Here is a 15442-nt window from a genome sequence, read left to right on the forward strand (position 1 = left end):
GTTGAGTGATACGCCAAGTTTAGCGTAACAACTGCCGGATATCAGAAGCAAGGTTGGCCGCCGGGGTGCCGTAGGCCTCGTACACCCTGAGCTTGCCTTCCTTGTCCAGCAGATAGGAACCGGCGCTGTGGTCGACGGTGTAGCCGCCCTCCTCGTTCTTCACCTTCTGTGCGACAACCTTGTACTGCTTCATCACCTTTTCGATGTCGCCGGCAGCGCCGGTCAGGCCGATGAATCGCTTGTCGAAATGCGGCACGTAGCCGGCCAGAACCTGGGGCGTATCCCGCTCGGGATCGACGCTGACGAACATCACCTGCACCTTGTCGCCGTCGGCGCCCAACTGCTTCATCACCGACGCGTACTCCAGCATCGTGGTCGGGCAAACGTCGGGACAACTGGTATAGCCGAAGAACAGCGCCACCACCTTGCCGCGGAATTCTTCCAGGCTGCGGGGCTTGCCGTGGAAATCGGTCAGCTTGAAATCGCCCCCCATCGAGGCATCCTCGATGGCGGTGCCCTTGAAATCGATTTTCTGGGCGCAGGCGGACAAAACCAACGCGGCGAACAAGCCTAGCAGGCACTTCAGGAGTCGGGACATCAGCTCAATGGAATCAGGTAGTAATGGTCAAGCAAAAGCGCCGCGAACAGCCAGGTCAGATACCAGATGGACCAAGCGAACAGGCGGCGCGCCAAAGTGTCAGCATACTGGCGATGCAGCCTGACGGCAAGGAACAACAATCTGCCGTCCAGCAGCAAAACCGCGCCAAGATATATTGCCCCCGCCTCGCCCAGCGCCACTGGCAACAGCGTGACCGCCGTCAGCAAAAAACCGTACAACACGATGGACAGCGTCGTGTAGCGCTGGCCATGGGTGACCGGCAGCATCGGCAAGCCGGCGCGGGCGTAATCGTCGCGCCGGTACAGCGCCAGCGCCCAGAAATGCGGCGGCGTCCAGGTGTAGATGATCAGGAACAGCACCAGCGCGAACGCGTCGATTTCGCCGTTGACCGCCACCCACCCCAGCACCGGCGGCATCGCTCCGCTGGCACCGCCGATCACGATGTTCTGCGGTGTGTTCGGTTTGAGCAACAAAGTGTAGACAATGGCGTAGCCGACAAAAGTTCCCAGGGTCAGCCAGGCGGTCAACGCATTGCAGCAGGCCAGCAGCAGCGCCAGCCCCATGCCGCCGACCGCCAGCGCCGCCAGCAGCGTCTCCCGCGCGCCCACCTCGCCGGTGGCCGTAGCCCGCCAGGCGGTGCGCCGCATCCTGACATCAACGCCGCGCTCCACCAGGCAGTTGACCATGGCCGCCGCGCCGGCCACCAGCGCGATGCCCAGCGTGGCCGGCGCCACCACCGCGGCATCCGGCACGCCCGGGCTGGCGAGGAACATGCCGATCACCGCGCAGAACACGATCAGCGCCACCACCCGCGGCTTGGACAGCTGCCACAAGGCGTAAGCGTGTTGCCGCCACAACGGCAGGCCGACGGCGCTCATCGCCCCTCTCCCGGCCCGCTCAAACGCTCGTGATGGAAAAACGGCAGCCTCGGCCAGGCCACGCGCCGCCTTTCCGTTTCCCTCGCATGCAGCCGGGACAACAGCAGCAAGGACGTCGCCAGCAGCAAGGCCGCGCCGGCGTTATGCGCCACCGCCAGCGGCAACGGCAGTTGCAGCAGCACGTTGGCGACGCCCAGACCCACCTGGACCGCCCATGCCATGCCCAGGCACAGCAGGTGCCGCCGCAGCGCTCGCTCCCGCCAGCCCAGCCACAGCAGCGACAACAGCAATAGAGACACCAGCAGCGCACCCAGCCGGTGCAGCCAATGTATGGTCACCAAGCTGGCGAAGTCGAGCAGGCTGCCGTCCGGCGCCTCGCCCAATTCGCGCAACAGATGGAAGGCGTGATCGAAACGCAGCGCCGGCCAGCTTTCGCCGTTGCAGGCGGGAAAGCCTTGGCAAGCCAGCGCCGCGTAGTTGCTGGACACCCAGCCGCCTAGCGCCAGTTGCAGCGCCAGCGCCGAGACCAGCCAAGCGGCAAGCCTGACTTGCCTTGCGGGAACCGCGACAGGCGGCAAGCCCGGGGACAAGGCCATCCAGACGAGAATCTGCAGCACCGCCATGCCGCCCAACAGATGGGAAGTGACAATGACGGGCTTGAGCAGCAAGGTGACGGTCAGCATGCCCAACAGGCCCTGCAAGCCCAGCGCCGCCAGCAACAGCCCCGCCGGCAGACGCTGGCGCTTTTCCCGCCAGGCCCGCCAGGCGATCAGCGCGATCAGCGCGCCCAGGCTGCCCGCCAGATAGCGGTGCAGCATCTCGCGCCAGGCCTTGCCCAGGCTAACCGGGCCTTCCGGCGACAGCGCCTGGGCCTGGAGTATGCTGTCGGCCGCATGCGCCGGTGAAATCTGGCCGTAGCAGCCCGGCCAGTCCGGGCACCCGAGGCCCGCGTGGGACAATCTGACATAGGCGCCGAACGGCACCACGACGACGGCCAGCAGCAAAGCCAGCCAAACCAGTTTCCGCATGGCGAGCGCCCCCCAGTGCACAGCGTGTCCGCCGGTCAGCCGCCGGCTCAGCCCAGCCCGTTGTTCACCTTCAACACCTTGGCCACTTCATCGATGATCAAGCGCGGATCCGCGCCGTCCCGATAGAACATCACCTGATTGCCCAACGGATCGACCAGATAAAAGCCCAGGTTGCCGGCCGGCAAGGCCGACTCCGTCGAGTGCGGCAGCCGGTGCGGCACATCCAGCCGCGGCGCCTGCTCCGAAACCTGCAAGGCCACTCTGGTCAGGCGACCAGCCGCTTCGCCCTGCGCCCTTTCTATCTGGCGCATCGCATGCCAGCGCTGCTGGCAACGCCCATGGCACTCCGTGCCCAAAACCGCCGCCAGCACCCACTTTCCACGCGGCCATTGCGGCTGCGCCGCGGCGGCGAAAGGATGGGTGGGCAGCAATTGGCCATAGCTGCGCCCGCCCTGGGGCGGCAACAACCAATAAGCCAACAGCGCGGCCAGCACCGGCGCCAGGCACAGCAAGCCCATCGCCAGCAATGCCACTCGCCCTCGGTTAATGGATTTCATGCCTGCGCCTCCACATCAGCCAGCTGGCCCCGCTGATGCAAACGCCCAGCAGAAACCATTGCAGCGCGTAAGCATAGTGGCGGTCTGGCATGAACTCCGGCACCACCGGCCAGTGCAACAGCGGCTCAGGGGAGCTTTCCAGCACCACCACGCCCTGGAACCAATGCCCGGGATATCGGCGGTGCAAGACCGCTTCGTCCACCGCGTCGACAGGACCTTCGGCGCCCTTGACCGCGCCAGACAGCACGAAATGGCGCGGCGTCGGCATCCGATAACCCTGGGCCTGCACCTGCTCCGGCCGGAAAACCGGCAAGGGGGCGCCGTCGACCAGCCATCCCAGATCCAGCAATACCAGCGAACGATCATCCCCCTGCCGCCAAGGCTGCAGGATGCGCCTCCCTGCCTGGCCGGCCATGAAGCTGTTGCGCAGCTCGATCACCGGTCCGGCCGGCTCGGCCCGGTTCAGCCTGACCCGGGTGAACTCCGGCGGCGGCTCCGCTTCGCGGTAGACCAAATCCACCGGCGCCACGCTCATCGCGCTGGTCAGTGAGTTCAGCAGCGCCTCCTTGTCTTGCCCCCTTTGCCACTGCCATACTGCCAATACATATGGTAATAAGTTGATTACCAACAGAAACAGCCACAGCGTTCGTTGCCATTTAGACTTTGGCTTGTTTTCCGGATCAGTTTGCGTGGAGGATACGGTCATGAAACTCGTCATCCTGTTGTTGCTTGCCTGTATCGTCCTGGCCCTGTTCTGGGGTTTGACCGGGCTGATGAAGGCCGAACACGGCTCTCAGCGCCTGGTGCGCTCCCTGACCCTGCGGGTTGGACTGTCCATTGGATTATTCCTGCTGCTGTTGCTGGGCGCGCTGTTCGGCTGGTGGCGCCCGCACCATGTCTAATTTCCCTCATAGCCAGTAAACGAAGATAAACAGCAGCAGCCACACCACGTCCACAAAGTGCCAGTACCAGCTGGCCGCCTCGAAAGCGAAATGGTGATGGGCGTCGAAATGCCCACGCATGCTGCGCAGCCACACCACAAACAGGATGATGGACCCCAGCAGCACATGCAGGCCATGGAAACCAGTCAGCATGAAAAAAGTCATGCCGTACGCGCCCGAGGCCAGCGTCAGGTTCAGCTTGCTGAAGGCGTGCCCATACTCGTGCATCTGCAAGGCCAGGAAGGTGCAGCCCAGCACCACGGTCAACAGCAGCCCCAGCGTGAACTGGCTTCTCTTCTCCTGCAGCAATCCCCAATGCGCCCAGGTGACGGTGGCGCCTGAACTCAACAAAATCATCGTATTCAGCGATGGCAAGCCCCAGGCCTCCATCGCCTGATAAGCCTGGGTGATGCCCGGGCCGGTGGACAACGGCCAGGACGCTTCGAAATCCGGGTACAGGATCTTGTAGTCCAGCGACCCCAGCTCCGGCACCGACACCGTTCTCACCCAGAACAGCGCGCCGAAGAACGCGCCGAAGAACATCACCTCGGAGAAAATGAACCAGCCCATGCCCCAGCGGAAGGACATGTCCTCCCGCCCCAGATAGACGCCGAGCCGGCTTTCCCGGATCACGTCGCCGAACCAGCCCACCAGCATCGCCACCAGGATCAGCATCCCGAGCGCCAGCGACACCTTGCCCAGCAGCATCCCGTTGACGGCGAACGCCGCGCCCAGGCCGATGCAGAACAGAGCCAGCGAGCCCACCATGGGCCAGCGCGACGGCGTCGGCACGAAATAACGGTCCTGCTCTTCTACGCTTGCCATCTCATTCCTCCTAGCGGGTCACCCAGGACACCAGCAGCAGCAGGGCTGCGATCAGCCCTGCCGCCAACGCTAGCGCGGTGACAATCAATTGCCACGGCTTGAGCGCCTGGTCGACCTGCGAGGCCGTCCCCTTGCGCACGCCGATGAATGCGCCCAGCACTGCCTTGACCCCTTGTCCCCAGCTCATGGCTATCCCTTCCCTTGGCCCGGCACGTCGAACACGGTATAGGCCAGTGTGATGCTGGTGATCGAGGCCGGCAGCTTGCGGTCTATCACGAACACGACCGGGAAGGTGCGGGTCTCGCCCGGTTTGAAGCGTTGCTGGGTAAAGCAAAAGCATTCCAGCTTCTTGACATACTCGCTGGCCTCGGCCGGCAAATAACGCGGCAGCGCCTGGCCTACCACCGCGCGCGAACTGGCGTTGGTGATCCGGTACTGCACCTGGACGAAGGTCCCCGGCTTGACCTTGAGGTGGGTTGTCATCGGCTGCACCTGCCACGGCAGCCCGGCCTGCACGGTAGAGTCGAAGGTCATCCTGACTTCGCCGTCGCCGGCGATCAGGTCCTCCTTCTGCAGCTCATCCGCCTTGACGACGTCGTTGAGGCCGGTTTTTTCGCACACGATGCGGTACAGCGGAATCATCGCCCAGGCGAAAGCGAACATCAGCGCGGCGATCAGCACCAGCCGCTTCACCAGCCGGAGATTCCGCCGCCGCATCGCCATCGCGTCCATGCCCGCCTCCCCTCTCAGTGCGAATGCCCCTCACCGCCCTCCAGGCAGGACAGGATCACGCCGTTTTCGCCAACTTCGACCCGCGGCGCCTGTTCGAAGCTGTGGTAGGGCGCCGGAGTCGGCAGCTCCCACTCCAGCGTGTTGGCGCCCTCCCAGGGCTTGTGCGGCGCTTTTTCGCCGTGGCGCAGCGCATGCAGGATGTTGTACAGGAAGATCAGCTGGCCCAGGCCGAACATGAAGGCGCCGACGCTGGCGATGCGGTTGAAGTCGGTGAATTGCAGCGCGTAGTCCGGAATCCGCCGCGGCATCCCGGCCAGCCCCAGGAAGTGCATCGGAAAGAAGGTGACGTTGAACCAGATCATCGACCACCAGAAATGAAGCTTGCCCAGCCTCTCGTTGTACATCCGGCCGCTCATCTTGGGGAACCAGTAGTAGATCGCGGAAAACAGGCTGAACAACGCGCCGGCCACCAGCACATAGTGGAAATGGGCCACCACGTAGTAGCTGGCGTGCAACTGGATGTCCACCGCCGCCACGCTGAGCGTGATGCCGGACAGGCCGCCGATGGTGAACAGCAGGATGAAGCCTATCGAAAACAGCATCGGCGTCTCGAAGCTCATCGCGCCTTCCCACATGGTGGCGATCCAGTTGAACACTTTCACGCCGGTGGGCACCGCGATCAGCATGGTCGCGTACATGAAGAACAGCTGCGCGGTGGCCGCCATGCCGGTGACGAACATGTGGTGCGCCCACACCATGAAGGACAGGATGCCGATGGAGCTGGTGGCGTACACCATCGAGGTGTAGCCGAACAGCGGCTTGCGGGCGAAGGTGGGAATCACCTGGCTGACGATGCCGAAAGCCGGCAGCGCCATGATGTAGACCTCGGGGTGGCCGAAGAACCAGAACACGTGCTGGTAAAGAATGGGGTCGCCGCCGCCGGCCGCATTGAAGAAATGGGTGCCGAAGTGGCGGTCGGTCAGCACCATGGTCACCGCGCCGGCCAGCACCGGCATCACGGCGATGATCAGGTAGGCGGTGATCAGCGAGGCCCAGGCGAACATCGGCATCTTCATCAGCGTCATCCCCGGCGCGCGCAGATTGAGGATGGTGACGATGATGTTGATCGACCCCATGATGGAGCTGATGCCGAGGATGTGGATGGCGAAGATGGTCATGTCCATGCCCATGCCCATCTGAGTGGACAGCGGCGCGTACAGCGTCCAGCCCGCCGCCGCCGCGCCGCCCGGCACCGCGAACGACATCAGCAGCAGCAGCGCCGCCGGCGGCAGCAGCCAGAAGCTCCAGTTGTTCATCCGCGCGAAAGCCATGTCCGGCGCGCCTATCATCAGCGGCAGCATCCAGTTGGCCATGCCGGTGAAGGCCGGCATGATGGCGCCGAACACCATGATCAGGCCATGCAGCGTAGTCAGCTGGTTGAACAGCTCCGGCTGGAAGAAGCGCAGGCCGGGACTGAACAGCTCGGCGCGTATGCACAGCGCCAGCACGCCGCCGGTGAGGAACATCGTGAACGAGAACCACAGGTACATCGTGCCGATGTCCTTGTGGTTGGTGGCCATCAGCCAGCGGGCGATGCCATGCGGCTTGCCGTGGTGGGCGCCGCCGGCGTGGGTGGTTTCCGCGATTGCCATGAGGTCCGACTCCTTATGCCGCCTTGCCGCGCGCAGCCTTCACTTCCTTGGGCTGCACGACCTGGCCGGTATGATTGCCCCAGCTGTTGCGCTCGTAGGTGATCACCGCCGCGATGTCGGTATCGGACAATTGTTTGCCCCAGGCCGCCATCGCCGGATTCTTCTTGCCGCCGAACAGCACGATCTCGATGTGGCCGGCCTTGTCGCCGGTGACGATGGGCGAGCCGTCCAGCGCCGGGAAAGTGCCCGGGATGCCCTTGCCGTTGGCCTGGTGACAGGGCACGCAGTTCTGGGCGTAGACTTTCTCGCCGCGCGCTTTCAGGTCCTCCAGCTTCCACACTTTGTTGGGATCGTCGGCGGCGGCGGCCATCTGCTTGAGCTTGGCCGCGCGCCATTTCTCATAATCGGCCGGCGACTTGGCCTCCACCACGATGGGCATGAAGCCATGGTCCTTGCCGCACAGCTCCGAGCATTGGCCACGATAGACGCCGGGCTTCTCGATCAGCATCCAGCTGTCGCGCAGGAAGCCGGGGACCGCGTCCTGCTTGACGCCCAGCTGCGGCACCCACCAGGAGTGGATCACATCATTCGCCGTCAGCAGCAAGCGGATCTTGCGGTCGGTAGGCACCACCAGCGGCTCGTCGACTTCCAGCAGGTAGTTGGCAGGCTTCTGGATGGTTCCCTCGATCGCTTCCCTGGGAGTGGCGAGATGGCTGACGTAGCCGAAATTGTCGTCCAGGTAGTCATAGCGCCACTTCCACTGGTAACCGGTGATCTTGATGGTCATGTCCTCGCTGCGCGTGCTCTTCTGCGCCAGCACCGCGCGGGTGGCGGGAACCGCGATGACCACCAGGATCAGCAGCGGCACCACGGTCCAGATGATCTCCACCGTGGTGTTCTCGTGGAATTGCTTGGCCTCGTTGCCCGCCGATTTGCGGTGATGAAAGATGGAATACAGCATCACCAGGAACACCACGGCGAAGATCACGCCGGTGACGATCAGCAGCATGGTGTGCAGGTGATATTCGGTACGCGCCAGCGGGGTAACCGGCGGCTGCAGGTTGAATTCGGCCGCGGCCGCGCTCTGGACGGCCAGCAGCAGGCATAGCGGAATGCGCAAACAAGACATGTTGCCCCCTAGGTCAAGACGACCGACACAATGCACTGCATGCACAAGCACCGGCTTGTCGCCGGCATGTTTTCATCGTAGGAGCAATGTCAAGAAAAACAAGAATGCGTCATGACGCGGCGCAATGCGCGCGGACCGGGGCCATGGACGGCGGCCGCCGTCCATGGGAAGACGCTCAGGCCGCCGGCCGGTAGGGGATTTCCAGCAGCAGCGGAGCCGGAATGTGGCGTTTGAGCGTGGCCAGGTTCTCCGCGTAGGCCGCCTGCGGCGGCTGCGCGCAGTTGGCCACCCAGCCGGCCAGCTCCAGCCCGCTGTCTCGCACCGCCTTCGCCGTCAGCAAGGCGTGGTTGATGCAGCCCAGCCGCATGCCCACCACCAGGATCACCGGCAGCGCCAACGCTTGCGCCATATCGGACATGAACAGGCTGTCGGACAGCGGGGCCAGCCAGCCGCCCGCGCCCTCCACCAGCACGATGTCGGCCTGTTCCCGCAAACGCCGGCAATGATCGACAATGCGCGGCAGCTCGATTTCCACGCCGGCCTCGCGCGCGGCGATATGCGGCGACACCGGCGGCAGGAAGCGATAGGGATTCATCAGTTCCAGATCGGTCTGGCCGGTCGCCGCGGTGAGCCTAGCCACATCGTCGTTCCACCAGCCGCCGTCCGGCAGAATTTCGCAACCGGACGCCACCGGCTTCATCGCCAACACGATCTTGCCCTGCTCTCGATACGAACGGATCAGCTCGACGGCGGAATGGGTCTTGCCGATCTCGGTGTCGGTGCCGGTGATGAAATAGCCTTGGCTCATGCTCGCTCCCGATTATGGTTGTCCCGCCCAAGCGCCGAATGAATGCGGGCCGGGACCGACGTTTTACACCAGGCCGCGCCGATCTTTCAATACTTCCGGCGTCCACTGGCCACGGCCTCCGCTCTCGACGGAAACACACAACCCATCAAGCATAAAGATCAGGTAGCCAGGTCAAGGCCTGCTTGCGCCATGCCAAAATCGCAATTCCCAACTTTTTTAGGAACTCGCCATGAAAGAGAGCGAAGCTTTGGCCGCGCTGGCCGGTATGGGCATCATGGTGTTGGTGGTGGTGGGCGCGCTGGTGCTGGCAGTCAGCATCTTCTATTTCCTGACCCTGCATCAGACGATGAACGCCGTCGGAGAAACCCATCGTCCGCTGGCCGGCGGCCTGATCTGGCTGGCGCTGATACCGGGCCTGGGGCTGGTCTGGTACATGATCTACATCCTGCTGCTGTCCAGCGCACTGCGGAAGGAGCTGGCGCAGCGGCAGCTGCCGGGCGACGGCGGCTTCGGCATCAGCCTGGCGCTGGTGATCTTGCAAGTGCTGTGCTTCATTCCCTACGTCAATCTTCTCGCCGCGCTCCCCGCTCTCGCGCTGTGGATCGCGCACTGGGTGAAAATGGCCGGCTACCGCAGGCTGTTGCAGCCTGCCCAAGCGGCATTGGCGGCATAGCAACCCGCAGCCGCTATGGCTTTCGCGGCAGTTCGGGACCGCGCCCTCGACGTGCCAACGCCGACCTTGTGGGTCGGCGTCGTGCCGTCGGCCTTTTGGGCGTGGGCGCGATGAGTTCGGCCGGATAGGCCTGCGCAGGATTTCACGCGGGATGGAGTGAAAGCCTTTTGGCTTGGCGGCTCGGGCCGCGGGGCGCAACGACAAGAACGGGATGTAAAACCTTGCCGCCTCCCCGCGGCCACGGACCGCCGCGCCGGGAATCTTTATCGGCTCAGACCACGGCCTGAGCGCTCACCTTCTCCTCTACAGTCAGCTTGTTCAGCGCCGACAGATAAGCTTTGGCGCTGGCGACGATAATGTCAGTGTCTGCGCCCTGGCCGTTGACGATGCGGCCGCCGCGCGACAGGCGCACCGTCACCTCGCCCTGGGACTCGGTGCCCTTGGTGATGGCGTTCACCGAATACAGCTCCAGCTCGGCGCCGCTGTCGACCACCGCTTCGATCGCCTTGAACGCCGCGTCCACCGGGCCGGAGCCGCTGGACTCGCCGCGCTGCTCCTCGCCGTGCTCGACGAACACGATGCTGGCCAACGGCGGCTCGCCGGTTTCGCTGACCACTTTCAGCGACACCAGCTTGTAGTCCTCGCGCTCGATGTTGACCATCTCGTCGGATACCAGCGCGTGCAAGTCTTCGTCGAAGATCTCGCGCTTCTTGTCGGCCAGCTCCTTGAAGCGGGCGAAGGCGGCGTTCAATGCCTCCTCGCTGTCCAGCACGATGCCCAGCTCGGACAACTTGGTCTTGAACGCGTTGCGGCCTGACAATTTACCCAGGGTCAGGCGGTTGGCGCTCCAGCCCACCGATTCGGCCGACATGATTTCGTAGGTTTCGCGGTGCTTGAGCACGCCGTCCTGGTGGATGCCGGACTCGTGGGCGAAGGCGTTGGCGCCGACGATGGCCTTGTTCGGCTGCACCGGATAGCCGGTGACGGTGGACACCAGCTTGGATGCCGGCACGATCTGGGTGGCGTCGACGCGGCTATCCACGCCGAACACGTCGCGGCGGGTCTTCACCGCCATCACGATTTCTTCCAGGCTGGCGTTGCCGGCGCGCTCGCCCAGGCCATTGATGGTGCACTCCACCTGGCGCGCGCCGCCCAGCACCGCCGCCAGGCTGTTGGCCACCGCCATGCCCAGGTCGTTGTGGCAATGGGTGGACCAGACCACCTTGTCGCCGCCCGGGGTGCGGGCGATCAGCTCGCGGAAGAAGGCTTCGGTCAAGCGCGGCACCGCGTAGCCGACGGTGTCCGGCACGTTCAGCGTGGTGGCGCCGGCCTTGATCACTTCGCCGAAGATGCGGGCCAGGAAGTCGATGTCGGAACGCAAGGCGTCCTCGGCGGAGAATTCGACGTCTTCAGTGTATTCGCGGGCGATCGTTACCGCCTTCACCGCAGCCGCCACCACTTCGTCCGGGCTCATCCGCAGCTTCTTTTCCATGTGGATGGGGCTGGTGGCGATGAAGGTGTGGATGCGGCCGCGCGCGGCCGGCCTGATCGCTTCGCCGGCGGCGCGCACGTCGCGCTCGTTGGCGCGCGCCAAGCTACAGACGGTGGAATCCTTGATGGTTTCGGCGATCGCGCGGATAGCGTCGAAATCGCCGGGGCTGGCGGCGGCGAAACCGGCTTCGATGATGTCCACCCCCAGGCGCTCCAGTTGGCGCGCGATGCGGATTTTCTCTTCCTTGGTCATCGAGGCGCCCGGCGACTGCTCGCCATCGCGCAAGGTGGTGTCGAAAATGTAGAGGCGCTCGCCCATGTCGATAGTTCTCCCTGCCGCCTGGTTCGGCTCTCCGACCAGATAGTCGTTGAAATCAAAGCGCCTGCCCTGTCCGGCGGCCAGCTGCGCCAACCGGCTCAACTGGGTCAGCGGCAGGCTGCCGCGTTCTCTCCATTTGTATATCGCTGCACGGCTCACCGGCTCGTCGGGGAACAGACGGTTCAGTTCGTCGGCCAGATGGCTCGGCCCGCCGAAGTCCGCGACCAGTCGTTCGATATCCACTTGCATCAATGTGCTCCTGCAGCATGTTTTGAATCAGACTACTCAAACATGAGACACAAGGTCAAATTTGACAGAAAAAATCTGTATCAAATTCGTCACAACACATGTCCAACTTTATTTTTTAGACAAATTGTAGAATTTAACCGTAAAAAAAAGGCTCCCGCAGGCGCCTGGACAAACCTTGCCAAGACTCTAATTTGGCGACCACCAAGGAAGACTGACATGAAACGTCACGCCCCGCCCCTCCAGCCCCTCCGCTATCCGGATGCTGCCGCCCTGCGCCCGCACCGCCTGCCAAACAATGGCGAGCCCCAGGCCGGAACCCGGAGCAGATGCCGCCTTGCCCCGGTAAAAACGCTCGAACAGATGCGGCCTGTCCTCCGCGGCGATGCCAGGCCCGTCATCCGCCACCGCCAACTCGATTCGTCCATCTACGGCGGCAAGGCGCACCCGGACGCGACCGCCGGCTCGGCCATACGCCACCGCATTGGACAGTAAATTGTCCACAATGGAGAGGAAGGAAACCAAGGCCAGGCTGGCCAGCAAGCCATCAGGCGAGTCCAGCTCCAGCTCCATGCCCTTTTCTTCCGCCCGCGGCGACAAGCCGATCAAGGCATTGCGCGTCACCTCGACCAGATCGACCTGTTGCCGGCGCTCGCTCTCCACGCCTTCCAGCGCCGCCAGCCGCAACAGCTGCTGCACCAAATGGGAATGGCGGGCCACCGCCTGCTCCAAAGCGGCCAGGTTTTGCTGCCTGGCCTCGGCATCCTCCTCGCGGGCCAAGGCATGCGCCTGCGTGGAAATGACCGCCAACGGCGTGCGCATCTCATGCGCGGCATCCTGCACGATGGCGCGTTCGCGAGCGATGCTGTCGCGGCTGCGCCTCAGCAACTGGTCCAGCGCCAGGACAATCGGCTTCAACTCCCGATAAGGCAAGCGCATGGACAAAGGAGAAAAATCATCGGAGGCGCGATGGTTCAGGTAATCAGCCAAGCGCCTCAGCGGCAGCAAGCCGCGCGAAATGGCGAACCACAGCGGCAGCAGGATGAACGAAAAGGAGATGGCCAGGGGCGTGATAAATTGCTTAGTGAGGAAAGGCAGCACTTCCTCATCAGGAATCACCGGCTCGAACAAAGTCAAATATCCAGCAGGATAGAGACGCTCCTCCACCCGATACGCTTTTCCTTGCAGCTGCACCACGCCCTTATTCAAATCGCGCGCCGGCAGCGCGATGGCTGGGATGCCCGGCGAAGCATAGATCCGCTCGCCTTGCCGCGTGCGCGCGGAAATCAACAAATCGCCCGGGTAATCGACCTCGACCTTGGAAGCCACATTGATGCGCCGCGATGCGTTGAACAAGCGATCCGCCGTCTCCAAGGCTTGCCGATTGAGCTCCATTCTGTCAGGCGACAGCGCCACGGAAATCAGATCGGCCACTCTCCACAAAACTTGACGGCGGGATTCCGATGACCTCGACTCATGGTATTCCCGCCCGACCAGCGCCAGCCATATCAAGGCGAAAGCTAGCAGCAAAGCCAGCAAGACCCGCCTCGTCAACGACGGCGCCAAACTGTCCGCCAGCCATTTAAACCACATATTGATAGCCCACGCCGCGTACGGTGCGGATGCGTTCGGCGCCTATCTTGCGGCGCAGATTGGACAAGTGCACCTCTATCGTCGCGCCGTCGACAATATCGCCAAGCGGCTCCAGGCGTTGCCCCAGCACCGTTTTCGACACGATGCGGCTGGGGTCGCGCGCCAGCTCCACCAGCAAGCGGAATTCGCGAGGCGACAAATCCAATTCCAGGCCGTCCAGCCAAGCCAAGTGCACGCGGGGCTTGAGGCTAAGCGCGCCCAGGCTCCAGACTTCGCTGGCCTGGCGGGCGCTGCGGCGGCATACCGCCCGCACTCTCGACACCATTTCCGACACCGCGAACGGCTTGCACAGATAATCGTCGGCGCCATCGTCCAAACCCGCCAATTTATCGTTCAAATCGGCGCTGGCCGTGATCATGATCACCGGCACGTCGATCTGCCTGGCCCGCCAGGCGCGCAGCAATGCCAAGCCGCTGCCGTCCGGCAGGCCCAAGTCCAGCAACACGCAATCGAACCGGTCCGGCTCGAACAAGGCGTCCGCATCCGCCAGCTGGCGCACCCATTCGGTCGTCACCGCTTCGGCTTTCAACGCGGCCTGCAAAGCCCGGCCCAGGTCCAAGTCATCCTCAACAATCAATAGATGCATTTTCGTCTTCACCACGACAATCTTTGGCTTAGCAAAAGGTTGGCATACGCATACTTGCGCCATGCAAACGGGATGCCTTCTCTTTGCGCTGGCCATGGAGTATATGGTCGCGCGCTCAAGACAGACAATCGGCTTGGCCATTCAAGGCCAGGATGAATTGCCCGCCCGGCGCCCCGCTCTTTTCACTCCATCCAAAGGAATATCCGATGAAACATCATGCCGTATTGATACTGCTCGCACCTTTGCTGGCAACCGCCGCCGAGAATGAACAAGACGGTTTTTCCGGGACCTTCCAGCTAGGCGTCAGCCACTATCAACTGGCCAGCAATTTCCTCAAGGCGCCGAACGACGGCCGCCCCAGCGCCGCCAGCCTGACGCAATCGCCGGCCTCGCAATCCGGCACCGCCCCCCTGTTCGACGGCGAATGGAGCTATGGCTTCGCCGGCACAGGCACCCGGCTCTTCATCTCGCCTTCCAATACCAGCACTTTCGCAGCGGGAGGCGGCATGCAGTTCGGCGTGCGCCAGCAACTGCCGCAAGCCGGAGCGGTGTCGGCGGCGCTGACTTATGGCCAGAGCGAAGTCTGGCTGGACCCCTATGCCTTGAATGCCGCCCGTCAGGACGGCAGGCTGAAAAGCGCGGGTCTGGCGCTGGGCTGGTCCAACATCCTGAATACGCCGTTCAGCGCCAGTTTCAGCTACGCCAAGCAAAAGCTGGGCAATGAGCAAAGCGGACAGGCGCAAGGCTTGACGCTGGCCGATCAAGCCCTGCTGCAGCGCAATGGCAACAACTACGGCGTCCAAGCCGCTTACACTTGGAAACTGGACAGCCAGGGCGCGCATACGCTGACCCCCGGCCTGATATACGCGCGCGCGGATCTTGACGGCAAGGCGATGAGCACCCGACGCTACGGGATGCAATTGGCTTACGCCTACCAAGGCGCGGACTGGGACGCAACGACTTCACTCGTCGCGCTCCGCACCCGCTATCAAGCCGGCAATCCGGTCTTCGCCGGTCAGAAAGCGGATAGCCGCAACGCTTTGCTCAGCCTGGGCCTGACCCGGAAAAACCTGTTCGGCGCCAAGGCCTGGTCCGCCTTTCTCAGCGGCAACTATGGCCGCTCCAACTCGGACCTCGCTTATTTCAACGAGCATATCCGGGAGGTATCCATCGGCATGGGCTACCATTTCTGATCCAGCCGAAACGCGCGGCTATCGTCGCCAAGGCGCACGCTGGCGGCCAGCCATTCAGCGCGGCGCCAGATGGCTGCGGCGCCTTCTGTCGCGCGCTCGGCCATCAGGGGAA

Annotated in this window: 17 protein-coding genes; 3 read left to right on the forward strand and 14 right to left on the reverse strand. The window is 63.4% G+C overall.

Annotated features, from left to right (window positions below; translation table 11 throughout):
• Positions 1 to 19: 19 nt before the first annotated feature.
• Genes VA599_RS18165 through VA599_RS18185 form a run of 5 tightly spaced genes read right to left on the reverse strand, consistent with a single transcriptional unit; the run spans position 20 to position 3683 of the window.
• The gene (locus VA599_RS18165) at positions 20 to 598 is read right to left on the reverse strand and encodes an SCO family protein (protein WP_021478403.1); all 579 of its coding nucleotides are present in this window, start codon (positions 596 to 598) and stop codon (positions 20 to 22) included.
• Entirely contained in the window at positions 598 to 1497 is a 900-nt protein-coding gene (locus VA599_RS18170) for a heme o synthase (protein ID WP_046167684.1), read from the reverse strand. Before VA599_RS18170 ends, VA599_RS18165 begins: the two co-directional genes overlap by 1 nt.
• Positions 1494 to 2525: a COX15/CtaA family protein gene (locus tag VA599_RS18175; RefSeq protein WP_346789889.1), complete on the reverse strand. Its 1032-nt coding sequence runs from the start codon at positions 2523 to 2525 to the stop codon at positions 1494 to 1496. Before VA599_RS18175 ends, VA599_RS18170 begins: the two co-directional genes overlap by 4 nt.
• A gap of 47 nt (positions 2526 to 2572) precedes the next feature.
• Positions 2573 to 3082, reverse strand: coding sequence for a hypothetical protein (locus VA599_RS18180; RefSeq protein ID WP_046156254.1), 510 nt, complete (start codon positions 3080 to 3082; stop codon positions 2573 to 2575).
• Positions 3069 to 3683, reverse strand: a complete 615-nt coding sequence (locus VA599_RS18185) for an SURF1 family protein (protein ID WP_346789890.1) — start codon at positions 3681 to 3683, stop codon at positions 3069 to 3071. Before VA599_RS18185 ends, VA599_RS18180 begins: the two co-directional genes overlap by 14 nt.
• A 103-nt stretch (positions 3684 to 3786) precedes the next feature.
• Between VA599_RS18185 and VA599_RS18190 the strand changes: the two genes are divergently transcribed.
• Entirely contained in the window at positions 3787 to 3984 is a 198-nt protein-coding gene (locus VA599_RS18190) for a DUF2909 family protein (RefSeq protein WP_021478398.1), read from the forward strand.
• Between the two features lie 6 nt (positions 3985 to 3990).
• On the opposite strand, the gene VA599_RS18195 is transcribed toward VA599_RS18190, so the two are convergent.
• From VA599_RS18195 to bioD, 6 genes are all read right to left on the reverse strand, one after another.
• Positions 3991 to 4848 (reverse strand): cytochrome c oxidase subunit 3, encoded by an 858-nt coding sequence (locus VA599_RS18195; protein ID WP_021478397.1) that lies wholly within the window; start codon positions 4846 to 4848, stop codon positions 3991 to 3993.
• Positions 4849 to 4858: 10 nt separating this feature from the next.
• Entirely contained in the window at positions 4859 to 5035 is a 177-nt protein-coding gene (locus VA599_RS18200; protein WP_021478396.1) for a DUF2970 domain-containing protein, read from the reverse strand.
• Between the two features lie 2 nt (positions 5036 to 5037).
• Positions 5038 to 5580, reverse strand: coding sequence for a cytochrome c oxidase assembly protein (locus tag VA599_RS18205; RefSeq protein WP_346789891.1), 543 nt, complete (start codon positions 5578 to 5580; stop codon positions 5038 to 5040).
• A gap of 14 nt (positions 5581 to 5594) precedes the next feature.
• Positions 5595 to 7232 (reverse strand): cytochrome c oxidase subunit I, encoded by a 1638-nt coding sequence (gene ctaD, locus VA599_RS18210; RefSeq protein WP_346789892.1) that lies wholly within the window; start codon positions 7230 to 7232, stop codon positions 5595 to 5597.
• A 13-nt stretch (positions 7233 to 7245) separates the two neighbouring features.
• The gene (gene coxB / locus VA599_RS18215; protein ID WP_021478393.1) at positions 7246 to 8361 is read right to left on the reverse strand and encodes a cytochrome c oxidase subunit II; all 1116 of its coding nucleotides are present in this window, start codon (positions 8359 to 8361) and stop codon (positions 7246 to 7248) included.
• Positions 8362 to 8536: 175 nt separating this feature from the next.
• Positions 8537 to 9169 (reverse strand): dethiobiotin synthase, encoded by a 633-nt coding sequence (gene bioD, locus VA599_RS18220; RefSeq protein WP_346789895.1) that lies wholly within the window; start codon positions 9167 to 9169, stop codon positions 8537 to 8539.
• A 229-nt stretch (positions 9170 to 9398) separates the two neighbouring features.
• On the opposite strand from bioD, the gene VA599_RS18225 reads away from it, so the two are divergent.
• Entirely contained in the window at positions 9399 to 9842 is a 444-nt protein-coding gene (locus tag VA599_RS18225; RefSeq protein WP_021478391.1) for a hypothetical protein, read from the forward strand.
• A 271-nt stretch (positions 9843 to 10113) separates the two neighbouring features.
• Here the strand turns inward: VA599_RS18225 and VA599_RS18230 are convergent, their stop codons facing one another.
• From VA599_RS18230 to VA599_RS18240, 3 genes are all read right to left on the reverse strand, one after another.
• Complete coding sequence (locus VA599_RS18230; RefSeq protein ID WP_104945528.1) at positions 10114 to 11901, reverse strand: 2-isopropylmalate synthase; 1788 nt, start codon at positions 11899 to 11901, stop codon at positions 10114 to 10116.
• Positions 11902 to 12087: 186 nt separating this feature from the next.
• Positions 12088 to 13491: a sensor histidine kinase gene (locus VA599_RS18235; RefSeq protein WP_346789897.1), complete on the reverse strand. Its 1404-nt coding sequence runs from the start codon at positions 13489 to 13491 to the stop codon at positions 12088 to 12090.
• A complete protein-coding gene (locus VA599_RS18240; RefSeq protein WP_346789898.1) occupies positions 13481 to 14137 on the reverse strand; it encodes a response regulator in 657 nt (218 codons plus the stop codon). The genes VA599_RS18235 and VA599_RS18240 overlap by 11 nt, the downstream gene beginning before the upstream one ends.
• A gap of 206 nt (positions 14138 to 14343) precedes the next feature.
• On the opposite strand from VA599_RS18240, the gene VA599_RS18245 reads away from it, so the two are divergent.
• Complete coding sequence (locus tag VA599_RS18245; protein WP_346789899.1) at positions 14344 to 15330, forward strand: DUF2860 domain-containing protein; 987 nt, start codon at positions 14344 to 14346, stop codon at positions 15328 to 15330.
• The last annotated feature ends 112 nt before the right edge of the window (positions 15331 to 15442 follow it).

This window comes from Chromobacterium indicum, from assembly GCF_039708975.1.
GTDB lineage: Bacteria > Pseudomonadota > Gammaproteobacteria > Burkholderiales > Chromobacteriaceae > Chromobacterium > Chromobacterium piscinae.